This window comes from Microbulbifer magnicolonia, from assembly GCF_035117725.1.
GTDB lineage: Bacteria > Pseudomonadota > Gammaproteobacteria > Pseudomonadales > Cellvibrionaceae > Microbulbifer > Microbulbifer magnicolonia.
Window position 1 is genome coordinate 2,074,377 of sequence record NZ_JAYEFD010000001.1, and the last position, 23,027, is coordinate 2,097,403.

The 23,027-nt window shown below is 62.6% G+C and carries 14 protein-coding genes; 7 read left to right on the top strand and 7 right to left on the bottom strand.

Annotation, left to right across the window (positions count from 1 at the left end; all coding sequences use genetic code 11):
- Positions 1–65 precede the first annotated feature (65 nt).
- Both RRF64_RS09065 and RRF64_RS09070 read right to left on the bottom strand, forming a co-directional pair.
- On the bottom strand, positions 66–2,015 hold the full coding sequence (locus RRF64_RS09065) for a phytase (RefSeq protein ID WP_323845516.1): 1,950 nt from the start codon (positions 2,013–2,015) through the stop codon (positions 66–68).
- A gap of 171 nt (positions 2,016–2,186) precedes the next feature.
- Positions 2,187–4,361 (bottom strand): TonB-dependent receptor plug domain-containing protein, encoded by a 2,175-nt coding sequence (locus RRF64_RS09070; RefSeq protein WP_323845517.1) that lies wholly within the window; start codon positions 4,359–4,361, stop codon positions 2,187–2,189.
- A gap of 155 nt (positions 4,362–4,516) precedes the next feature.
- Between RRF64_RS09070 and RRF64_RS09075 the strand changes: the two genes are divergently transcribed.
- Both RRF64_RS09075 and pstS read left to right on the top strand, forming a co-directional pair.
- The gene (locus tag RRF64_RS09075; RefSeq protein ID WP_323845518.1) at positions 4,517–6,445 is read left to right on the top strand and encodes a PhoX family protein; all 1,929 of its coding nucleotides are present in this window, start codon (positions 4,517–4,519) and stop codon (positions 6,443–6,445) included.
- Between the two features lie 134 nt (positions 6,446–6,579).
- Entirely contained in the window at positions 6,580–7,653 is a 1,074-nt protein-coding gene (gene pstS / locus RRF64_RS09080; protein ID WP_323845519.1) for a phosphate ABC transporter substrate-binding protein PstS, read from the top strand.
- Here the strand turns inward: pstS and RRF64_RS09085 are convergent.
- Positions 7,643–9,433 carry a diguanylate cyclase gene (locus RRF64_RS09085; RefSeq protein ID WP_323845520.1) on the bottom strand — a complete coding sequence of 597 codons (1,791 nt, stop codon included), beginning with the start codon at positions 9,431–9,433 and terminating at the stop codon, positions 7,643–7,645. The genes pstS and RRF64_RS09085 overlap by 11 nt on opposite strands.
- A 275-nt stretch (positions 9,434–9,708) precedes the next feature.
- Between RRF64_RS09085 and RRF64_RS09090 the strand changes: the two genes are divergently transcribed.
- The 3 genes from RRF64_RS09090 to RRF64_RS09100 are packed head-to-tail and all read left to right on the top strand — an operon-like array spanning position 9,709 to position 13,939.
- Positions 9,709–10,515 (top strand): lipase family protein, encoded by an 807-nt coding sequence (locus RRF64_RS09090; RefSeq protein WP_323845521.1) that lies wholly within the window; start codon positions 9,709–9,711, stop codon positions 10,513–10,515.
- Positions 10,516–10,538: 23 nt separating this feature from the next.
- Positions 10,539–12,677 carry a di-heme-cytochrome C peroxidase gene (locus RRF64_RS09095; RefSeq protein WP_323845522.1) on the top strand — a complete coding sequence of 713 codons (2,139 nt, stop codon included), beginning with the start codon at positions 10,539–10,541 and terminating at the stop codon, positions 12,675–12,677.
- The gene (locus RRF64_RS09100; RefSeq protein WP_323845523.1) at positions 12,674–13,939 is read left to right on the top strand and encodes a catalase family protein; all 1,266 of its coding nucleotides are present in this window, start codon (positions 12,674–12,676) and stop codon (positions 13,937–13,939) included. The genes RRF64_RS09095 and RRF64_RS09100 overlap by 4 nt, the downstream gene beginning before the upstream one ends.
- A gap of 220 nt (positions 13,940–14,159) precedes the next feature.
- Here RRF64_RS09100 and RRF64_RS09105 read toward each other — a convergent pair whose 3' ends face one another.
- From RRF64_RS09105 to RRF64_RS09115, 3 genes are all read right to left on the bottom strand, one after another.
- Positions 14,160–15,755, bottom strand: coding sequence for an MFS transporter (locus tag RRF64_RS09105; protein ID WP_323845524.1), 1,596 nt, complete (start codon positions 15,753–15,755; stop codon positions 14,160–14,162).
- Positions 15,756–15,882: 127 nt separating this feature from the next.
- A complete protein-coding gene (locus RRF64_RS09110; protein WP_323845525.1) occupies positions 15,883–17,595 on the bottom strand; it encodes a cation:proton antiporter domain-containing protein in 1,713 nt (570 codons plus the stop codon).
- A 128-nt stretch (positions 17,596–17,723) separates the two neighbouring features.
- A complete protein-coding gene (locus RRF64_RS09115) occupies positions 17,724–18,332 on the bottom strand; it encodes a MarC family protein (RefSeq protein ID WP_323845526.1) in 609 nt (202 codons plus the stop codon).
- 158 nt (positions 18,333–18,490) lie between these two features.
- Here RRF64_RS09115 and aceK point away from each other — a divergent pair, with 158 nt between their 5' ends.
- The gene (aceK, locus tag RRF64_RS09120) at positions 18,491–20,242 is read left to right on the top strand and encodes a bifunctional isocitrate dehydrogenase kinase/phosphatase (protein WP_323845527.1); all 1,752 of its coding nucleotides are present in this window, start codon (positions 18,491–18,493) and stop codon (positions 20,240–20,242) included.
- 126 nt (positions 20,243–20,368) lie between these two features.
- Entirely contained in the window at positions 20,369–20,866 is a 498-nt protein-coding gene (locus RRF64_RS09125; protein ID WP_323845528.1) for a hypothetical protein, read from the top strand.
- A 74-nt stretch (positions 20,867–20,940) separates the two neighbouring features.
- Here the strand turns inward: RRF64_RS09125 and ppk1 are convergent, their stop codons facing one another.
- Complete coding sequence (gene ppk1, locus RRF64_RS09130) at positions 20,941–22,983, bottom strand: polyphosphate kinase 1 (protein ID WP_323845529.1); 2,043 nt, start codon at positions 22,981–22,983, stop codon at positions 20,941–20,943.
- Positions 22,984–23,027 lie beyond the last annotated feature (44 nt).

The window sequence follows — 23,027 nt, forward strand, 5'->3', positions numbered from 1 at the left end:
GCCGCTCCTACAGGCGCAGTATTCTCCTTAGTAGGAGCGGCCCATGGCCGCGATCGATCTCGCCGTTACTGCAACTGCAACTTCCCGGCAATATCCGCCCAGGACACAAGTTTGAAGTTCTGCGCCCCGCTCGGCAGGCGGTTGCGGCCGTCCTGGACGACCAGCAGTCCCTGCGGGTAGTCGGCGCCGAGCGCGGCGCTGGTGACTTCGAGGCCGTCGGTTTCCGAGCTGCCGTCGACGCCCTTGTCGAGATTCATATCCACGCGGAAGTGGCCGACAAACTCGCTGCCGTCACGGCTGAACAGCGAGTAGCTGTTGTTGCCCTGGCTGGAGACCACCAGGTAGCTGTGTTCGTCGCTGCCCTCTTCATTGAGATAGAGGCCGATACCTTCGACATCGGCGACCAGCCTGTCGCCGTCCACCGCCGCCACCAGCTGCGGCAAGCCCTCGCCGGCGGAAAATGCGGCGATATCGAGTCGCCAGACACCGCCATCCTCCTCGCCGAAGAACAGCATCTCGCGCTCGTCATCGACGACACAACCTTCCACCTGGCTGTTTACCTGCAGGTTGGCGCGGCGGCGCAGCTGCCACTCGCGGGGATTCTCGCCCAGGGCGATTTCCGCCAGATGCAGATCGCCGTCCTTGTCGGAAATCCAGACCAAGGGCTTGCCGGCCTTTTGATACATGCACAAGCCGTACGGATCGCTCAGGTCCACCTCGCGCAGGCCGAGGCTCTCGACAGCGCCGGCGTGCGTGATACCGAACAGGCTGACGCCGGGCGTGGTGCGATTGGAAGCGGCGGCCAGCGCGGCGTAGTGCGGGTGTTCGACGCTACGCAGGTCCACGTTATTGACGCGGCCGACCGGGAACTGCTGCAGCAGTTTGCCGCCGAGGTCGTAGACATTCAGGCCGCTCTTCTTGTCGGTGCCGAGAATCAGGCTGGCGGCAACATCGCGTGGGTTGACCCAGATCGCCGGATCGTCGGCGGCATCGCCGCCGGACGCCACCGGCTCAGTCTGTGAGCGCGCCGGCACCCGTGGGATCTCCTTATCTGGGCGCGCCGCCTGGGCGCCCGGCGCAGGTTGCGGCAACGCCACATCAAAGCGCTGCACGGAATTGCTCTCCTCCTCCAGCACCAGCAGCACACCGTCACCGAGTGCGACCGAGACGGGCTCGAGTCCATCCAGCGTGCGGGAGAACAGCGCATCGGCTTGCGGCAGTTGCAGATTGTAAGCCCGCACTGTGTCACCGGCGGTCAGCCACAGATGCTCGGCAGCAGTGTCTATCCACAGACCGCCGAATTCTTCGCCCAGGTTTGCCGCGGCGGCGAACACGCGGCGCTCTTCGTCCTTCTCCGCGTCCGCATTCAGGCTCCAGATACCGAGCGGCGGTTGCGCCACCAGCAGCTGGTCCCGGCTATCGTCCACCGCGCAGCCGCTCACCTGCTCGCCAAAATACAGCGGGCGCACCTCGCTGAAAGCCCACGCCTGCGCGCGCGGGTGCACCACGTATTCGTGCCCCAGCCCGGTTTCATCGATGGCGAACAGATGCGTGCGGCCGTTCTGGCGGGAAAAGCACAGCGCCGCCTGGGGCGCGGCGCTCACAAGCGCGCCCAGATAATGCAGGCCCGGCTCGCCGCTGTTCGCATCGACTCGCAGCTGGCGCAGCTGGATTTCACCGCTGTCCTCGTCGTAGGTCGCCACCAGCCAGGCGCCATCGTCCTGCGCCTGCAGCGCGAAGCGCTCGACACTGCCGCCGTCGAGGGCGGCGACTTCGCTGCCGCCCGCGCCGATCAGTACCAGACCGCGCACTTCACTGGCGAGCAATACATAGGATTTTCCACCGAGGGTCAGCGGCGCCAGCTGGCTGGAAACCACCTGAGACAGGGACATCGACTGCTGCGGCTTCAGCACTTCACGCTGCTGAAAAACGGTTTCAGTCGGCTCACCGCAGCCCGCCAGTGAGGCGCCAAGCGCGGCAGCCAGGGCAAGGCTTGGGAATAGTTTTTGTTTCATTTTTTCGACTCATTCTCGAAAGCGTCATCACCATTGTGACAAATTCAAACGGGCGTTGTGGCCGGCGGATGGCCATCCCCATCCGCACGACCTCACCGCACGACTTAATATGCGAAAGCCCGGTTCCGTAAAATTACGGGACCGGGCTGCGATTACCGCGAAAGGCGCGCCTTAAAAAGCGGAGCGCCAGGTCAGGGTGTAAGTCGGACTGCTCTCCTCGTACTGGATTTCGTTGACCGGCTCACCGTAGTCGCGGATGTACTCGACCTTCTCCTGATCCAGCAGGTTGGTACCACTCAGGCGCAATACCGAGTCCTGATTGATGTTCCATTCGACAAACATCTCCAGGTTGGCGTCGTACTCGGTCACCACATACTCCTCGAACTCGGTAGCCAGTGACTCGCTGCGTTTCTGGTAGGAAACGCCGGCGCCGCCGAAGCCCGGAATATCCTGGGTCAGGCTGATGTTGTACACGGAATCCGGCTGGTTGCGGAAGCTGCGCTTGTCGCCGGTGAACGGGTCTTCGATCTCGGAATCCAGGTAGGCGTAGTTGGCGTAGAAGCCGGTGTTCTCCAGGCCCATGAACGCCAGCGGCATAGAGATATCGAATTCGACCCCGCGGGAGGTAACGTTGCCGATATTCAGCGGCGTGAACAGCGCGCCACCCGCCTCGGTGTCCACACCGGTATCGGTCAGCTCGATCACGTCGTCGATGTCGCGATAGAAGAAGTTGACGCCGACGATGCCGCGGCCCGGCAGGCGGTGCTCAAAGCCGAGATCGAAACCCCAGGCGAGTTCGGAATCCAGTTCCGGGTTGCCGACGGTGACGTCTTCATCGTCCGGGGTCTCGTCCTCCTCGAACGGGGAGACCAGGTCGAATTCCGGGCGGCGCAGGGTGCGGGCCACGGAGGCGGTCACGCGGTTTTCCCCATCCACATCCCAGCGCAGGCTCAGGGACGGCAGCAGTTCGTTGCTGTCGCTGGAGGCGCTGCCGTCTTCGTTCGACACGTCGCGCTCGTAGATGTCGTAGCGCAGGCCGCCCTCGAGGCTGAGGTTCTCCGCCAGCGCCAGGGTCAGCTTGGTGTAGGGGGCGATGCGGGTTTCCTCGATATCGGCTTCCACATCGAAGAAACCGGTCTGCAGGCCGGAGCGCTCGCTGAAACCGTAGAAGAGACCGCTCTTCAGCTCGGCAGAGCCCAGCATGACCTTGTAGCTGCCCTCGAGAGAATAATTGTCGTCCTCGATGAGGAGCTGCTCGTCGTCCTCTTCGACGCCGGCGGACACACCGTCCTCGAACTCCTCCTCGGTCTCGAAATTGATGGTGTCCTCCTCAAAGTGGGAGATGGCGGCGGACAATTCCAGCTCGCCGGCGCCAACGGCAGTGCTGTAGACGCCGTCCAGACCCCAGCTGGTCTGGTCGATCTGTTCTTCCTGGGTGGCGATCGCCACCAGGTCGCCCTCGGTGCGGCTGACCAGGGAGCCTTCGTATTCGTCGACGATCTCGTTTTCGGTGCGGTCGGTGTAGACGTAATAGCCGTTGAAGCGCAGCTCGGACATGTCGTCCAGGCGGAAGCCGACGGAGCCGTTCAGCGAGCTGTCGGTGCCGTCGCGGGTGTCCTGCTCAAAGGCGTAGCCTTCCAGTTCCTCGTCGCCGGCTGTTTCACCGGGATAGTACTCTTCCACCTTCTGCTTCGGGTTGCGGCGCTCCTGGATATTGGCGCCGAGCCAGAAGTCGTAGGTCTCGCCGGATTTGGCGATAGCGGCAGAACCGGTGGTGCGGAACTCTTCCTCATCGGCGTAGTAGGTGCTGCCGAGGCGGGTGGTGATGCCGTCCAGCTGCGCGCCGTCCTTGAGCTTGATGTTCAGGGAGCCGGCCACACCCTGGGAAGTCATGTCCGCGGAGGGAGAGCGGATGATTTCGATGCTCTCCACCAGTTCCGAGGGAATGCGGTCGACGAAGAAGGTGCGGTCCGCGCCCTGCCCCGGGATCGGGCGGCCGTTGACCAGCACCTCGGTGTATTCGGCGTTCATGCCGCGGAGCTGCACCGCGTCGTATTCCAGCACATCGGAGGTGAAGGTGACGCCCGGCGTGCGCTTCAGCATCTCACCCACGGTCAGCGGCTCGAAGCGCTGAAAGAAGTCCAGGTCGAAGGCCAGAGTCGGGTTGATATCGTCGGTTCTGTCCCGGTAGACGTTGGTGCCGGTAACCACGATTTCCTCGATGCTGCCGGCAGCCATTTTTTTGGCGTCGGCCGCCGCTGTGCTGTCAGCCTGCGCCGAGGCATTGACAGAGATGATGGCGGCAGCCAGCGCCAGCATCGGTATATTGGTTATCCTGCTCTTCATAGTGTCCCCATTACCGTTTGGTGATTGTTTTATGGGGCCGCAGGCTAGTCGCAAGATGTGAATCTTGCGTTACGCTTTTTTTAAATTTGTCATATCCGCGCCATAAGATGGGCGGCATCGCGATAATCAATGAAAAGTTAATGCCGGAGAAAATCATGAGCGACGATCTGAAAAGCCCCGCGCGGCGCACATTGTTCAAGGCATTCGGCGCCGCCACGGCCGCCGGCGCCGCCGCCAGCCTGCTGCCGGGCTGCGGCAAGAGTGAAAAAGGCGCCAAGGAAAACCTGGGTTTTGCCGAGATTCCCCATACACTGGACGATCAACACCATGTGCCGGAGGATTATCGCGCCGACGTGCTGCTGCGCTGGGGCGACCCGATCGTCGCCGGCGCCACGCCCTTCGATCCGCAGACACTGACCGCCGCGGAGCAGGAGCGGCGCTTCGGCTACAACAACGACTTTATTGCCTTTATGCCGCTCAATGGGCAGGCGGGCCCGGGTGAAGGCGAGCGCCATTGCAAAAGCCGCAACAGCGAGCGCGGCTTACTATGCGTAAATCACGAATACACGCAGCCGCACCTGATGTTCTCCGGCTACAGCGATGAATACAGCGCCACCCGCGGCGTCAGCGCCGCGCACGTGGCCGTGGAACAGGCGGCCTGTGGCCACGCGATCGTGGAAATCGAGAAAACGGCGGCGGGCTGGCAACCGGTTTTGGACAGCCCCTACAACCGCCGCATCACTCTGAATACGGCGATGGATATCGTCGGCCCCGCCGCCGGTGACAGCCGCCTGCAAACCGCCGCAGACCCGAGTGGCACCCGCGTGTTCGGCACCGTCGGCAATTGTGCCGGCGGCAAGACGCCCTGGGGCACGGTGCTGATCGCCGAAGAGGGCTTCGGCGGCGCCTTTCAGGGCGACCCGGATGACATCGCCGACCCGATTGAATCCGTGAATCACCACACCTTCGACATAGCGCCCGACAACCGTAACTGGGGCGATCACGACCGCCGCTTCGATATCGCCGTCGAGCCCCATGAGCCCAACCGCTTCGGCTGGATGGTGGAATACGATCCCTATGACCCGAATTCGATACCGCGCAAGCTGACCAATCTGGGCCGCTTCGAACACGAGGGCTTCACCCTGGTGAGCAAACCGAATCAGCCGATCGTCGCCTACGGCGGTGACGACGACGAGCACCAGTTCGTCTACCGCTATGTATCCCGGGAAAAGTACCGACCCGGCGACTATGCCCGCAACCGCGACCTGCTGACCGAGGGCACCCTCTATGCGGGCCAGTTCAACGAGGACGGCAGCGGCCGCTGGCTGCCGCTGATCTTTGGCGAGGGGCCGCTGACCGGAGCCAACGGTTTCCGCAACCAGGCGGACGTGCTGATCGACGCGCGCCGCGCGGCGACGCTGCTCGGCGCCACGCCGATGGACCGCCCGGAGGACGTGGAGACCAACCCGGTCAACGACTGCACCTACGTAATGCTGACCAAGAACAAGAAGCGCAACGCCGAGGATCTGAACGCGGCCAATCCGCGCCCGCGCAATGTCATGGGCCACGTACTGGAAATCGTGCCGCCGGGCGCATACGGCCGGCGCGATCACGCCAGCGACACCTTCAAATGGAACACCTTCCTGCTCGGCGGCAACCCCAACGCGGAGAATCCGCACGAGCGCGGCGCCTACGGCCAGCAAGCCCCCGGCACCATCTCCGCCCACGGCTGGTTCGCCAACCCGGACAACGTCGCCTTCGACCCGCGCGGCAATATGTGGGTAGCGACCGACGGCTGCGAGAGCTTCGGCTTCCACGACGGCCTCTGGGCCATGGCCACCGAGGGCGAGCTGCGCGCGGCGCCCAAGCACTTCTTCGGCTGCCCCCAGGGCGCCGAGGTGTGCGGGCCGGAGTTCACACCGGACGGCAGGACCCTGTTCGTCGCGGTGCAGCACCCGGCGAGCGGCGGCGCTTCCACCTTCGACAATCCCATGCACCGCTGGCCGGACAACGATCCGGCACTGCCGCCGCGGCCGTCGGTGCTGGCGATCTATCGCCGGGATGGTGGGGAGGTCGGCAGCTGAGCTGCGTGGAACTGAGCGCGGGCCCGGCGTCTGCCCGGCCGCCTCCGCATCCGGGAGCGGCCTGCTAGAATTTTCAAATCCGCGCTGTTGAAAACCTGCAGCATCCGGGCCAGCCGAGCTGTCGAGGGGACGCCATGACATTCAGGCATGCAATACTAGCCGGCAGTGTGCTGACCGCGGCACTGGCTATCGGTATCGCGATAATGAGCTACGCACAGCTGCCGCGTGCGGAAATCACGCTCAGGGGCAGCGGCGCAAGTTTTCCCTACCCGATTTACACCGAGTGGTTCAGGAGTTTTTCCGACAAGGAAAACGACATCTTCGTCGACTATGACATGACCAGTAGCGAAGAGGGGATCCGCGATTTTATCGGCGGCACCGTGGATTTCGCCGGGTCCGATGCGGCGATGGATTACAGTGAAATTGTTCGGGTCAAACGGGGCGTCGTGCTGCTGCCTGTGACCGCCGGTGAGGTTGCGCTGGTGTTCAACATTCCCGGCCTAACTGCGCTGAAATTGCCCCGCGACGCCTACGTCGATATTTTCAGTGGCAAAATAACCAACTGGAATGACCCCCGAATCGCCGGCGCCAACCCCGGCTCGGAATTGCCCGACCTGAAAATCACAGTAGTCACCCGGTCGGATGCCTCGGGCACGACATTCATACTCACCGGACATCTGGCCCGCATCAGTGAGGAATTCAGTGAAGCGATCGGCCAGGGCAGAACGACCTCCTGGCCCACCACCGCCAACTTCAGGAAGGCGCCCGGCAACCAGGGGGTGGCGGCGCTGGTCAAGCGCACGCCCGGCGCCATCGGCTATGTCGAATACGGCTTCGCCAAACTGGTGGAGTTAACGGTGGCACAGCTGCAGAATCGCGCCGGCAACTTTGTGTCTCCGGGCACGGAAGGCGGCGCTGCGGCGCTGGCCGATGTTGAGTTCCGGGACAGGGCCCTGCCCGGGAGCAACGCGCCCGACCTGGTAGCCTGGCCGTGGGATCCCGAAACGGAAAATGCCTATCCGATCACCAGCTTTACCTGGCTGCTGCTCTACGCCGACCAGGAGGACGACAAGGCGGCAGCGCTGCGACAGCTGCTGTCGTATATGTTAAGCGATGAGGCGCAGAGCCAGGCCCCTGACCAGGGTTTTGTGCCACTGCCGCAATCTGTCCGCGACAAAGTCCGCGCGGCCACCGCTTTTATCCGCTGATCTCAACTTCGGCTGCCTGCCAGGCATCGCTGTATTCCACAACCCGGTTGCGGCCCTGGCGCTTGGCCTGGTACAGGGCACAGTCGGCCTTGTGCAACAGATCGTCGATCGTACTCTCACCCTGCAGGTGGGCTATGCCGATACTGGCGGTGAACTGCAGCGGGCCGTCGGCCGTCTCTATCACTATCCCGCCGATCTCTCCCTGCAGGCGCTGCGCGGTGCCCTGCGCATCCCGACGCGCTTCGCTCAGCAGTATCGCAAACTCCTCGCCGCCGATGCGGCCGAACACGTCGGTATCGCGAATGTGAGCCGCGATCGCCTCGCTGAACGCGCGCAGGGCCAGGTCGCCGGTCCCGTGGCCGTGGATGTCATTGATGGACTTGAAGTGGTCTATGTCCAGCATCAACAGGCTCAGGGGCAGCGCCTTCCGTTGCGCCAGCTTGAGCAGATGCTCCGACTCGGCAAAAAAACTGCGGCGGTTGTAGATGCCGGTCAGCGGGTCGGTTCTCGCCTCCCGCTCCGCTCGCGCCTTGGCGGCCTCCAGTTCCCGGGTGCGCAGCCGCACCTGGTCTTCCAGCTCCCCCTTGGTGACCTCCAGCTGCTGCATGTACTTTTTCTCGGCCTGCTCCTTGAGCAGGCGCAACCGCTGCACCAGCAGGCCGATGGCGGCCATGATGGTCAGCATCTCGAAAAAGGAGGCCACCGGAGGCCAGTAGTAATTGATGAAGTTGTGCTCCACATAGCCCAGGTCCCGCAGCGCCTGCACCACTAGGCCCATCACCAGCAGGCTCCAGGCCAGGGCGAATACCGCGGCCTCATTGTAGCCCTGGCGCCAGCGCACGAAAGCGACCAGTGCAATCAGCGGGTAGAGCAGCAGCGCGATGGTGATCGATATCACCGACAGCGCGGTCAGTTTGAGCAGGGCGCAGACCAGCAGGAAGCCGGCATTCGCCATCATGAATTTCAGCAGGTGATCCAGCCTGGGCGTATGCGTTTTCGTCTGCAGGAACATGCGCGCGAAGATCAGCCCACAGAGGATGGTGACCGCGCAGGTGAACGACATGTAACTCCAGTGGAAGTGGTCGGTCACAAAATACTGGTGGGTGTAACCGAGAATCGTGCACCAGATAGTGATCTTGGAGGCCGAGTAGATGGAGTAGACGTAAAAGATTCTGCCCCTGGTCGTGACGCCGCCGATCAGGGCAAAGATCGACATCAGGAAATAACCGCCCAGCAGAAAGGCCACCACGGCGGTTTCGAACTTGCTGCTCGCCTGGAGGGATTTCGGATCCCAGATGCGCATGCTCGGGAAGACAACGCCCAACTCATCCGAGCTGAACCTGACCATCAGCTCGGTGGTTCCGCCCGGCGGTAGTGTCACTTCGAAGACGAAACGATTGTGCGGTACCGCTCTGCGGCTGAACGGATCGGCGAGTGACAGCAGACCAATCTGCTGATAATCCCCGCCGCCCGCCAGATCCCGCGCGAAGGCCTCCAGGCCGATCAGCTGGTGATCGATATATTCGATGTGCAGGGTGAGCGCGGTATCGGTGCTGTTGGCGAGGGCGAAGTGGGACCAGAAGGCGCCCGGTTGCAGCCCCGTCGAACCGGCACTCTGCAGCGCCCTGAACTCCCCCCGCCGATAAGCCCGAAGCGCCGCCGGCAGATCGCTGCCGCCTTCTGCGTCGTGCCATATCTCGGCGAGACCGGTCAGCCTTCGACCATCCTCGTGCGCTCCCACCTCGATCGGAGTGCGCGCGAAACAGAGCAGCGGCAACAAGAATATGACTGTCGCGAGGGATTTAATTATTATCTGGCCCGCAAACAGCGGCCGAAGAATGCCACGGATTCCCCGGCGAGCGGACCTGTTCAATCTTTTTTTGTTCATTTTATTTGTGGAAAGGCTGCAAATCGCCGTCTTTATAAAGGCTGGATATGTCAGTGTAAACAACAGTGGGCGTCGAAACCGGGCCAAACCGCAGTTTCGCCGGCGCAATCCAGGCAGGGCACATAATCCCCCGAATAAAGCGCGGGCACCGACGAAAGGAGGCAGAGGTGCAAGAACTACAAGATGTGCAATCGATCGATTTTCACCAGGTCAGCTGGTACGCGCAGCGCGCGGCGGCCGCCTATCAGGCCGAGGCCGAGATCCGCCAGGCGTTTCCCGACACCACGCTGGTAACCACCACCAGCAACGATGTGCAGTTCTTTCTCGAGTGCGATGCCGCGAACCGGCGCCAGATCGTCAGTATCCGCGGCACCGCCAATCTCAGCAATGCGCGCGAAGATGCCGAGTATGTGCCGTCCAAAAACCCCCGGCTGGGTATCTATGTGCACAGCGGCTTCGACGAGGACGCCATGCAGGTGTTCGATGCCCTGTTCCCCAGACTCGACAAGTCACTGCAGGTCATTCTGACCGGCCACTCCCTGGGCGCGGCGATCTCCACCCTGCTGATGATGTACCTGCACGAAGAGGGCTTCGCGCTGGGGAGGTCAATCAATTTCGGGCAACCCAAGGTCACCAATCACCAGGGGGTCAGAAAATACGATCTGCTGCCCCTGCTGCGGGTCGTCGATGAAAACGACCTGGTGCCGCTGGTCCCGCCCAACGACCTGATCGACCTCATCCACGGCGGCTACCAGCACCTGGGGCCGGAGCTGATGCTGCTCGAGGGCGAGTACTACGTCTATCAGGACGCGCACACCGCCCGCCATTCGCCCATTGATTCCTTCTGGAAAAACCTGGGCAAAACCAGCATCAGCGCGCACTTCATGCAGCACTACCTGCACAATATCAATTCAAAGCTGGCCCACGCCGTAGAGGTTTCCTACAGCCAGCGCGAAAACGCTATCGATTGCTAACTTTGATCTTGGGGGACTCTGTTATGCGCAGCGCATACAGGTTTATCGCTTTGCTGCAAGGCACGGCCGGGAAAATAATCGGCTTTGCGAAAAGCACCGCTTTTCATTTCTGGCGCTGGCTTACCGGCCTGCTCCGCGCCGTCGCCAATCTGTGGCGGGCCCTGGGGCCCCGCTGGCTCAGGATCGGTATTGCGGTACTCGCCATTGCAGTGCTGCTGCGGGGCGCGCTCGCCGGCTATCTGCAGCCGAACCTCACCGAGGAGACCGTTTATCGCGTCCACTACCTGAACGAGGGCTGGGACGCACAGCAGCGCCAGAGTTATTACTACACGCCCCAGGGCACGGAACTGCTGGGCATCGACTACGAATGGTTCGTCAACCTGGAACTGCCCTTCTCCGACGAACTGCTGGCAAGCGAGAACACGATGCGCGGCTGGGGCTTTATCGTCGATCCGGGCCAGCGCCCGAGCCCGCTGAATCCGGGCAACCTGCCGGTCGGCCTGACCCGGCATATCGACCCGGACTCCGGCCGCGAGCGCCTGGATATCGGCTGTGCCACCTGCCATACCGGCGAGCTGCACTACCGCGGCACGGCGCTGCGGGTCGACGGCGGCCAGGCGCTGCAGAGTATCCCCACGTCCAGGCGCGGCGAGTTCATCACCACCCTCGGGGCATCGGTGTTTGAAACCCTGTTCAACCCGGCGAAGTGGGACCGCTTCGCCACACGGCTGGCCGGCGAAGACGGCGCCCGGCGCGAGGAGTTGCGCGGGCAGCTGTGGCAGTTCTTCAAGAAAATGGCAGAGTTCGGTGTCACTGCCGGCGCCAGTAAATACTATCCGGTGGAAGAGGGCCGCGGCCGCACCGACGCCATCGGCCGCATCGGCAATGTGGTGTTCGGCTATGACCTGCAGGAGCCCGCCAACTACAGAGTGGCCGATGCCCCCGCCAGCTATCCGTTCCTGTGGGATATCTGGCGTTTCGACTGGGTGCAGTACACCGGTTTCACCAACCAGGCCATGACCCGCAACGTCGGCGAGAGTCTCGGCGTGCTGGCGCCGATCAAACTGGTGGATGCCGAGGGCAAGGTGCTGAGTGGCAGTGAGTTCGGCGAGACCGCAGTGGACCTGGAAGGCATGCACTGCGTGGAGGGGCTGCTCAGAAAGCTGCAGCCACCCAAGTGGCCCGAGGCCATTCTGGGGGATATCGATATCGCCAAGGCGAGAACCGGCAAGGCGCTGTTCGCCGACCAGTGCGCCTTCTGTCACGGCCCCCATATATCCGAGCCCTACGACTGGCAGCTTGCCGACAGCCCCGGTGCAGAACTGCCGGGGCAGCTGGCAGTGAACTGGCAGTGGGACATGGCCGGTGAGGTGACCCGCAAAGACGGGCGCAGTTACCGCGCCGACTGGCGGGAGACAATCTGGTCCCTGCCCTGGATCGCCACCGACGTGATCGGCACGGATTCGAAGCTCGCCGACAATTTTGTCGACAACCGCTATGACATCAGCAAACTGCTCCCGGACGCGCAACCGGTCAACGCCGGCTACGGCCTGCAATTGCTGCTGAACGACCTGGTGCCGAAGCTCTACCGGCAGTGGGATATCGACGACGCCGAGCGGGTGGCGGATTTCGACGGCCTGAATGTGCCCTTCCGCATCGAGAACCAGCGCGCCTACAAATCGCGGCCTTTGCACGGCGTCTGGGCGACGCCGCCCTTCCTGCACAACGGCTCTGTGCCGAGCATCTACGACCTGCTGTCACCGCAGCGCGCGCGCCCGCAGAGCTTTTATGTCGGCAACCGCGAGTACGACCCGCAGAAACTCGGCTATGTCACCGACCACTCGCCCGGCAGCTTCCGGATGGACACGACCATTCCCGGCAACCGCAACAGCGGCCACCTGTTCACCGACCTGGACACGCCCGGGCGCATCGGCAAACTGCTCAGCGAAGCCGAGCGCTACGCGCTGATCGAGTACCTGAAGGTGATGGGCAATCCGGACTTCGATGCGGCACTGGGTGGGGACCCGATGAACTGGAACAACTACAGCCAGGCGCCGGCCGTCGACTCGACGCAGCAGGCCTGCATCAGCGCCCACCGCAGTCTCGGTATCGGACACGGTAACGATGCCAGCCGGCTGCTCGCACAGGAGACAGTGCAATGAAGCGGAAACTGATTGGAAACGCTCTCGGGTCGCTCGTCGCCGGCCTGTGCCTGTGCGCCGCGCCGGCGCTCGCCACCGGCACCGGTGAACTCTCCGAGTTCGAACAGATAGCGCTGGATATGGAACTGTCCGCAGCGGAGATGCAGGCGATCCAGCGGGCGATGGAGTTCGGCCGCGAGATTTCCCGCAGGGCGGAGAAAATCAACGGCGCGCCTTACAGGCGCGACGCCCACGCCAAGGCGACCGGCTGCCTGCGCGCGACCTTTTCGGTCAACGGCGATATTCCGGCGCACTTCCGCCACAGTGTCTTTGCCGAGCCCGGGCGCGAGTACAAGTCCTGGATCCGCTTTTCCAATGGCGACATGACCGTGCAGGCGGACGAGAAGCCGGACGCGCGGGGCATGGCGATCAAACTGCTCGACGTCGACGGGCAGAAGATTGCGCCGGAGCTGGACGGCCCCGGGACGCAGGATTTCATCATGACCAATACGCCGGCGTTCTTTAACCGGAATATTTTTGATTATGTCGACAACATGAGCCACCTGGCCGAGCTGGAGCGCACCAGCTGGTTTATCAGCCTGTGGCCGCCGCGCTTTCACCCCAAGCTGTTCTACCGCGCCGTGCAGACGGTCTCATCGGAAATCGATACACCGCTGCAACCGCAGTATTTCTCCATGCTGCCCTACCAGCTGGGCGACAGCCGGCTGAAATTCTCCGCGCGCCCCTGCCCGGGGATGCGTTTCGAATTCGACGTGGACAGGGACGATGCGGACTACCTCACCGACGCCATGGCGCAGCAGCTCGACCGGGGCGGCGCCTGCTTTGATTTCATGCTGCAGGAGAAGGTGGCCGGCGCCGACATGCCGATCGACGACGCCTCGGTGATCTGGTCGGAGCAGGACTCGCCATTTATCCCGGTAGCGAGAATCAACATTCCGCCACAGTCGTTCGACAGCGAGGCCCAGCAGCAGTTTTGCGAAAACCTGTCCATGAACCCCTGGCACGGCGTCGATGACTGGCGCCCGCTGGGCAGCCTGAACAAGGCCCGCCGCCTGGTCTACCACGCGGTATCGGAGTTCCGTCACCGGGAGAACGGCGCCGCGGCATCCGAGCCGGACAGCTGGTGCCTGGAGGGCGGGAATGACTGCGACCTGTCCGAGGTTTTCCACCGCACGAAACCGACCTGGCCGCTGCCGCGCTGTTTCGATCCGCAGTACCGGCCGGCCGACGGCTCCGAACCGCCGCCGCCCTGCTGGGATTGATTTCCCTCGTAGGAGCGGCCCATGGCCGCGATCGATCTCCGACGCAATCGGATAGTTCGATCGCGGCCATGGGCCGCTCCTACATTAAACCGCCTGGACGGAAAGGAACGGGCCAGGGAAATAGCCCGTTCTCAATGGGCAGAGTCAGCAATTCCATGCCCCGTACCTGCCGTATGGCGATAGCCGTGCGGGCTTGTGGAATTGGACCGGAAATCACCCTTCACTTGGTCAAAGTCACTGCTCGATCAGCCATCAGTGTATAGATATCCTCCAGGCGCAGGCCGCGGGTATCGATGCCGTTGCGCCACAGACTGATCGCCGCGGCGGCCAGAGGTACGACAATCAACAGGGCGGACACGACCATATTTTCAAACAGCCCCATCACGCCCAACCCGGCGCCCAGTATGCCTCCGGCCTTGGAGCTGGCCGCGGCGAGGCCGGCGCCGGTGCCGCGCAAATGTACCGGGTAGATTTCCGCCGCGTAGGGGATCAGCATGGCGATGACACCGCTGGCACTGACCAGCAGCAGCGCCGTTACCGCCGAAACACTCCAGATGGAGTAGAAACCGAGCCAGATACAAACGGCGAAAGCCAGCAGGGAAGCCGCGGTGAAGGCGACAAACAGTGCCAGTGCGTAGATACTGCTCCAGCGGTGGTACAGCCAGATCACCAGCAACACGCCCGGCAGCGCGATGATGGCCGAGCGAGCCAGCAACGCATCGGCCTCGTCCGCCAGGTCCAGCGCCCGCAGATTGGTGGGCAGCCACAGCAGGAAGCCGAAATTCACCAGCCTCCAGGCCAGCCCCGCAGCCACCAGACCGAAGGTAATGCCGGCATATTGCCCGCGCAGCAACAGCCTGAAGCTGCCCTTTGCCGGCTCCGGCAGCGGTTCGCTGACCACACCCTCGCCGGCCTGGCTGTCGCGGCCCGCGAACCGCGCCAGCACATTGCGCGCTTCGCGCGTGAGCCCGCGACTGGCGAGGTAGCGGGGCGATTCGGGAATAAAGCGGTTGAGGAAAATGACCAGCAGGCCGGTGGGCAGCCCCAGCATCCACAGCACACGCCAGCTGAACAGGGGTTCGAGAATCGCCGCGGAGCCCGAGGCGAGCAGATAGCCGGCAGCGGTGCCCACGCCCCCCAGCGCGACCAGCAGCCAGCCGCGGTGCGCCGCCGGAATGGACTCCGCCATCAGCGCGAATGTGATGGGCAGCAGTCCACCGGCGGACAAACCCATCAGGAAGCACATGATCAGGTTCCAGGTGAACGAGGGCATGGCGCCGCAGATGGCCGTGCCGATAAACATCAGCGCACCGAGCAGCACCGCGGCGCGCCGGCCGAAGCTGTCCGCCACCAGGCCCCAGAGCACCGAGCCGACCGTGGTGCCGGTCAGCGCAACCAGCGCCAGGGTACCGGAACTCTGCGAGCTGATTTCGTACTCTTCCGTCATCCCGGGCATCACGAAGCCCAGGGTGGCCGGCTTCATCACATCGACCGCCACGGTGACCAGCAGCACCACCACCAGTTTCCAGTGCTCGCGATTGAGCGGGATGCTGTCGGCCACATGGAAGTGGACTTCGCCGGGGTTTTTCAGCGCGGGCAGGCGCGGCATCAGGCCATAGCCCGCGAGCAGAATACCGAGTGGAATCAGTCCCATCCCCACCAACATGTTGGTATCCATCGGCATACCCGCCATGTGGTAACTCATGTGCGCGGCATGCACAAACATCGGAATGTGCGCCAGCACACCGAGGGTGATGGCGATACACCCGAGCCAGAAGGCCACGGGGTGGTGGAAAGAGATGCCTTGAGCGTTCATCGCGGGTTACAGCTTGTCATTATTGTCGTGCGTCGGGCCGCCGGACTTGCGGGCGCCCAATACTAGCCACAAAGCCGTCGCCGCGACAGTGCCGGGTTATCTCAAGCCGTATCGGAACGTCAGCGGTCTATCCGATTCCCGAGTGCACGGTTTCCTTATCCAGACATTCCAGCGCATAGCGGGTCATGCCCTGGGCGAGTTCGTGCTCCCCCATAAACACCCGGCCGGCCCCTTCCCTGCCGAGCAGGGCCGCGTCCTCATCACAGTGCGCTCGCACAACGGTTGCTATACCGGGCTTGAGCAGCCGCGCCGTCTCCATCATCCGCCGCGCGCGGATACTGTCCGGTATGGCGATCACCAGTATTCGCGCACGCGCAACATGCGCCTGGATCAGGACATCGGGCTCCGCCGCATCGCCGGAAACCGCAGCAATACCCCGCGCGCGCAGCTGCTCGACAAGCTCGCGGCTCTGCTCTGCCACCACTATATGTACCCCCTGCGCCATCAGGGCCTCGCCGATGCGCGAGCCGACCCGCCCATAGCCCACGACCACCACATGCCCGGTCAATCGACGCAGATCCGTCGATAGCGGCAGTTCGGCCAGTGGATCGGCGGGCCTCTCCATCCTGCGCGCCAGCTTTGAACGGGAAACTATCCAGCGCCTAAGCGGTTCGATCGCATTGAACAGGAGCGGATTGAGCGCGATAGAGATCAGGGCGCCGGCCAGAATCAGGTTCTGCCCTTCGATTGGCAGTAACCCGAGAGTCACACCGAGGCCCGCGAGGATAAACGAGAATTCACCGATCTGCGCCAGACTGGCCGATACGGTGAGTGCGGTATTGAGCGGATAGCGGAACAGCAGGACCAGCACAAAGGCGGCGAGCGTCTTGCCCAGCATGATGATCGCCAGCACCGCCAATACCCGCAGCGGCTCGTCCACCAGCATCATCGGGTCGAACAACATGCCCACAGACACGAAGAACAGCACCGCGAAGGCGTCGCGCAGCGGCAATGACTCGTCGGCGGCGCGATGGCTGAGCGCTGATTCGCGCAGTACCATGCCCGCGAAAAAGGCGCCGAGCGCAAAGGAGACGCCGAATACCATCGAGGCGCTGAAGGCGATACCCATGGCGGTGGCAATCACACTCAGGGTGAACAGCTCCCGCGAGCCCGTGCGCGCGATCTGCCACAGCAGCCAGGGGAAAAGTCGTCGACCCACCAGCAGCATCAACATCACGAATACGGCCACCTTACTGAAGGTGGACAGCACTGTGGTCAACAGGTCGGTATCGGCCTGGGGAGTGCCGCTGCCGCCGAGCCAGCCGGCCAGCGGCGGCAATACCACCAGTGCCAGCACCATAACCAGATCTTCCACCAGCAGCCAACCGACGGCGATGCGGCCGTTGATGGAGTCGAGCAGGCCGCGCGCCTCCAAGGCGCGCAACAGAACGACTGTGCTCGCCACCGACAGCGCCAGTCCGAATACCAGCGAAGCGCCCGGGGACCAGCCCCAGTAACTTGCCACGGAAGCACCGAGCGCGGTGGCCACGACAATTTGAGCCAGGGCGCCGACGATCGCGATGCGGCGCACCGACATCAGGTCGTCGATGGAAAAATGCAGCCCCACGCCGAACATCAGCAATATCACGCCGATTTCCGCCAGCTGCTGGGAGAGTTCTACGTCTGCTACGAATCCCGGCGTGGCCGGGCCGATCAGTACACCGGCGATCAGGTAGCCGACCAGCGCCGGCAGACGCAGGCGCACCGCGGCAAAGCCGAGGATCAACGCCAGCCCGAGGGCAACGGAAATGGTGGTGATCAGAGTGATATTGTGATGCAACGCCCGTGTTCCCTTTCCAGCGATATCCGCGACTTCAGAGTCCCTCGATTCTACAGCCACGGCCCGCAACGGCAATGCGCTGCGGCCAGGTCACTGGTACCAAATACGGGTTTAACAGCAGATGACATTCACACAGTGAAGAACTGCTGGATGCCCAGCAGCACATTGGTGGTCGCCACCGAGGCGAGGATCAGGCCCATCACCCGGCTGACGATACTGGCGCCGGCATTGCCGATCCAGCGGAAGATCCAGTTGGCGGCGAGGAGCAGCAGCAGCACTATGCCCAGCACCGCCAGCATTGCGCTGGCGGTGCGGAACTGGTGGATGGGGTCGAAGCGGTAATTGTCGGTCAGCACCACCGCCGCCAGCATGGCGCCGGGCGAGGCGATGGACGGCACTGCCAGCGGGAAGATGGCCGTCTCGTGCCCCTCCTGCACGATCTCCATTTCCTGCTCCGGCTTGCCCTCGCCGAAGATCATCGTCAGCGCGAACAGGAACAGAACCACACCGCCGGCCACCTGGAAGGCCGACAGCGGCACGCCGATGGTCTCCAGCAGGTACTGGCCGGCGAGCAGGAAGAACAACAGGATGCCGGTGGCCACTGCCACCGCCAGTATCGCTATCTTGCGCTTCTGCCAATCGGCGTGGCGGGCGGTGACGGCGATAAACACCGGCAGCGTGCCGACCGGATCAATCACCGCGAAGAAAAAGACAAAGCTGCTGATCCAATCGTTCAAGGGATGCTCCGGCGCACCGTGCTACTATCGGCTTAGCTTCCATTGTAGGAGCGGCCCATGGCCGCGATCGGATCCTGGGGAAAACCAGAGATCGATCGCGGCCATGGGCCGCTCCTACAGTAAGGCAGAAACCGCTTTCCAGAACCAAAGTCTAGTGCATGACCAATCACTCACCGACCGCGCGCCGCATCGCCAAGACCATTCTCAATGGCTTTGATGCCTACTTCGCCGACTTCCAGAACATCACACTCGGCGCCAAGGCGCGTTTCGAGACCGCGGCCTGGCAGGGGGTACACCAGGCCAACAAGGAACGCATCGACATCTACAAGACCAAGGTCAACCAGGTGCTCAAGTTGGTGCACACGGTGACCAGCAAGGACACCAGCATGCTGGCGCTGTGGCGCGAGGCGCGCGCCACCTATGCGCAGCTGATCGCCAACCACAGCAACTACGAAATTGCCGAGACGTTTTTCAACTCGGTATTCTGCAGCCAGTTCCAGCACGCCCATATCCACGACAGCAACCTCTTCGTAAAACCCTCGCGCACCCCGGACGACAAGCCACTGCGGGACTACAGCATCTATATCAGCTACAGCGCGCGCGACGGCCTCGAGTACATGATCGAGGACATCCTCAACGACTACGGCTTCTCGGTGCCCTGGGAAAACCAGCAGCGTGATATTGAGCATATTTGCGCGGCGCTGCGCGCCACGCCACTGGCCGGCCTGGAAAATATAAAGAACCTGCGCGTGGACATGCTCGAGTCGGTGTTCTACCGCAACAAGGCCGCCTACCTGGTGGGACGCATGATGTTCGGCGGCGAGGTGATCCCGCTGATCCTGCCCTGCCTGAACAACGGCCGCGGCGGCATCTTCGTCGACACGGTGCTCTACAGCAACGACTCCGCCAGCATCATTTTCAGTTTCACCCGCTCCTATTTCATGGTGGACGCGCCGATACCGTCGCGCTTCGTGCGCTTCCTGTCCACCATCATGCCGCTGAAGGAGCGCTCCGAGCTGTACAACTCCATCGGTTTCCACAAGCACGGCAAGACCGAGTTCTACCGCCATATCCTCGCGCATATGAAGGTGAGCAACGACAAGTTCATCATTGCGCCGGGCATCAAGGGCATGGTCATGAGCGTTTTCACGCTGCCGTCCTATCCGGTGGTGTTCAAGGTGATCAAGGACAAGTTCGACCGGCCGAAAACCGTCACCGAGGAGATAGTGCGCGAGAAGTACAAATTCGTGTCCCGCTCCGACCGCGTCGGGCGCATGGCGGACACCCAGGAGTACACCAATTTTATTTTCTACCGCAATCGCTTCAGCGACGAGCTGCTGCGGGAGTTGCAGGAACTGGCGCCGTCCAAGCTGCACATAGACGACAAGTGGGTGATCATCAAGCACCTGTATGTGGAGCGGCGCATGGAGCCGCTGAATCTCTACCTGCAGAACGCCAGCGACGAGGAGACGCGCGAGGCGATGGAGGAGTACGGCAATGCCATCAAACAGCTGGCAGCGGCCAATATTTTCCCCGGCGACATGCTGCTGAAAAACTTCGGTGTCACCCGCCACGGGCGCGTGGTCTTCTACGACTACGACGAGCTGTGCCCGCTGACCGACTGCAACTTCCGCGCGATCCCCGAGGCGCGCACCGCCGAGCAGGAGCTGTCGGACAGGCCCTGGTATACGGTCGATGAAATGGATGTGTTTCCGGAGGAGTTCCGCCTGTTCTTCTCCGGCAATCCCACCGCGCGCAAGGCGTTCGAGGACCAGCACAGCGATCTCTACGACTACCGCTACTGGCAGCGACTGCAGGAGCGTATCCGCGCCGGGCATATCGAGAGCGCCTTCCCCTACCGGCGCAAGTGGCGCTTCAAACGCCGCTCCACCGGTGCGGCCAGGCGCTGACGATCCGGCGCTGTCGGTTCGGCCCCTGCGCAGTCCGCCACCGCCACCAACGCCGTAATCCGGGGCGTTTGCGACCATTTTGCGACTATAGTGGAAGAAGGGATCCGTGAGCGTGAGGTGTGGCGAGTGCGTTTGTTTGGCTTGGCGGCGACTATCGGCGCGTTCGCGCTGGCGGCCACGGCTGGCTGCGGCTACCTGCCCAGTGAGCTGGAGGCGCCCGGCAAAGGCAAGTCCGGCCCCCATGCGCGTGTCACCGCCAAACTCCATACCGTCAGCTGCACGACCCCGGCACGGGGCTTCCGCCGGGTGAAGTTCGACGATCTCTTCGCCTTTACCGACGATTCGGAACACCCCTTTCGCGAGGCCTACAATACGCCGGCGCAGTATGACGTCAACGCCTATGTCTGGGGCTTCGACAACTGCATGAAAAGAGGCACCTGCGATCAGGGCGATCACTACTGGCTGATCGGCCGCGGCCCGGGCAACGATTTCAGTACCTGGGTAGTCACACCGCAGTTTCCCCGCATCACCATCCAATCCCAGTGCCAGAAGCAACTCAAGGTCGGCGAGCGCTACCGCTTTTCCTTCAGTCGCGGCCAGCTGGTGGGCTTCAGCCGGCGGTGAGCGGGTAGGGTGCGCCATGCGCACCAATTAGGCCCGATAGTTCGATGGAGTCCAAATGGTGCGCGCGGCGCACCCTATGACTGCCTCTTCAAGAGCCGATAGATCGCGTCCTGCGCGCGACAGCCTTTGTCGGCGTTCCGGGCGATGCGCGTGTTGCTCTGCTCCGCATCCAGCACCCGCGCCTTCTGGTTGTCACTCCACTGCAGCTCCATGATTTGTGTCACCGTCTTCTTGTGTTCGGCATCGGTGATCGGAAAGGTCACTTCGACGCGGTGATCCAGGTTGCGCGTCATCAGGTCGGCGGAAGACATCCACATCCGCTCCTCGCCGCCGTTGTGGAATATATAGACCCGCGCGTGCTCCAGATACTTGTCCACCAGGCTGATCACCTGGATATTGTCGGACAGACCCGGGGTCTGGCACACCAGCGCGCACATGCTGCGCACGATGATGCGCACCTTCACACCGGCGGCGCTGGCTTGGTACAGGTGTTCGATCAGTTCGCTGTCCACCAGGTTATTGCACTTGAAGAAGAGCTCCGCTCTCTTGCCGGCCCTGGCCGCGCTGATTTCCCGCTCTATCGCCCGCAACAGTGCCGGGCGGTTGGTATAGGGCGACACGGCGATATGCCGGTAATCCGGCCGCAGGTGGGGGTACTGGATAAACTCGAAAACATTGTAGGCGTCCCGCCCCAACTCCTGGTCACTGGTCAGCAGGCTGAAGTCGCAGTAGACGCGCGCCGTATTCTCGTTGAAATTGCCGGTACCCAGGTGGCTGTAGAAGCGCTCCTCGCCCTCCTCCTTGCGCACGATGGATATCAGCTTGCAGTGCACTTTGAGGCCGGGCACACCGTAGATCACATTGACGCCGGCATCGCGCAGCTCGTTGGACCAGTGAATATTCGCCAGCTCGTCAAAGCGCGCCTGCAATTCCACCACCGCGATGACCTTCTTGTTGTTGCGCACCGCATTGACCAGCGCCGCGACCACGCGGGAGTTCTTCGCCACCCGGTAGAGATTGATGCGGATTTCCTTGACCTGTGGATCGATCGCGGCGGAGATCAGCAGGTTCGTTATCGCGCGGAAGTCGTGATAGGGGTAGTAGTACAGCTGGTCGCCGGCGCGCAGCAGGTTGAACACACTCTCATTTTCCGGCAGTGTCGCCAGCGGAGTCAGAGACTTGTAGCAGTCGCGCGCGGAATCGGCGGGAAAACTCATGAAATCCTTGGAATTGTGGTAACGCCCACCCGGGGTAAAGCTGTCGTAGCGCCCCATTTTCAGCTTTTTCTTCACCAGGTTGAGCAGCACTTCCGGCATCTGCGCGTCGTAGGCCATGCGCACCGGCTCCGCCTGCTTGCGTTTCTTCAGCGACTTGGCCACCTTGTCGACGATGTTCTGCGTGATATGTTCGCCCAGCTCCAGCTCCGCGTCGCGACTGATCTTGAACATATAGGCCTGCGCCCTGGCGATCGGCAGCACATAGCGGAACACCTCCGCCAGACAGGCGCGAATGATATTGTCGAGGACGATATAGACCTTTTCTTTCTTACCCTGCCGCGGCGGTATCACGACGAAACGCGGCAGGGTATCCGTGGGGATCTCCAGGGCGGCGAAGCGCTCGGAGCCATCCTCCAGCTGCAGGTAGATCGCGAAGTAAATACTCGCCTCGTTCAGCAGCGGCATGGTGTCGCGATCGTCGATAAAAAACGGCTCCAGTTCCGGCAGCACCTCGCGGTGGAAATAGTCCACGACGAAACTTCGCTGCCGGTCGTCCAGCTGCGACTCGTTGACCAGGTGAATACTGTGCCTGTCCAGATCCGACAGCACCTTGGTATAGGCCGCATGGGAGCGCCGATTCAGGCGCATGACTTTTTCGTTGATGGCTGAGAGCAGTTCGGCGAATTGCTCCTTCGGTTCCGCACCCCTGGCAAAGGAGGCCAGGCGGCGCACGTCGGCCACGCGCACGCGGTAGAATTCGTCCAGGTTATTGGAGAAGATCCCCAGGAAGCGCACCCGCTCGATGATGGGCACGCTCTCGTCCTCCACTTCCTGGAGCACGCGTTCGTTAAATGAGAGCCAACTTAGCTCTTTAGGATATACGGGCGTATTATTAGGCATGTACAGACTGCTTTACGTCCTTGCGGATCTCTGCGCGTCCGCCG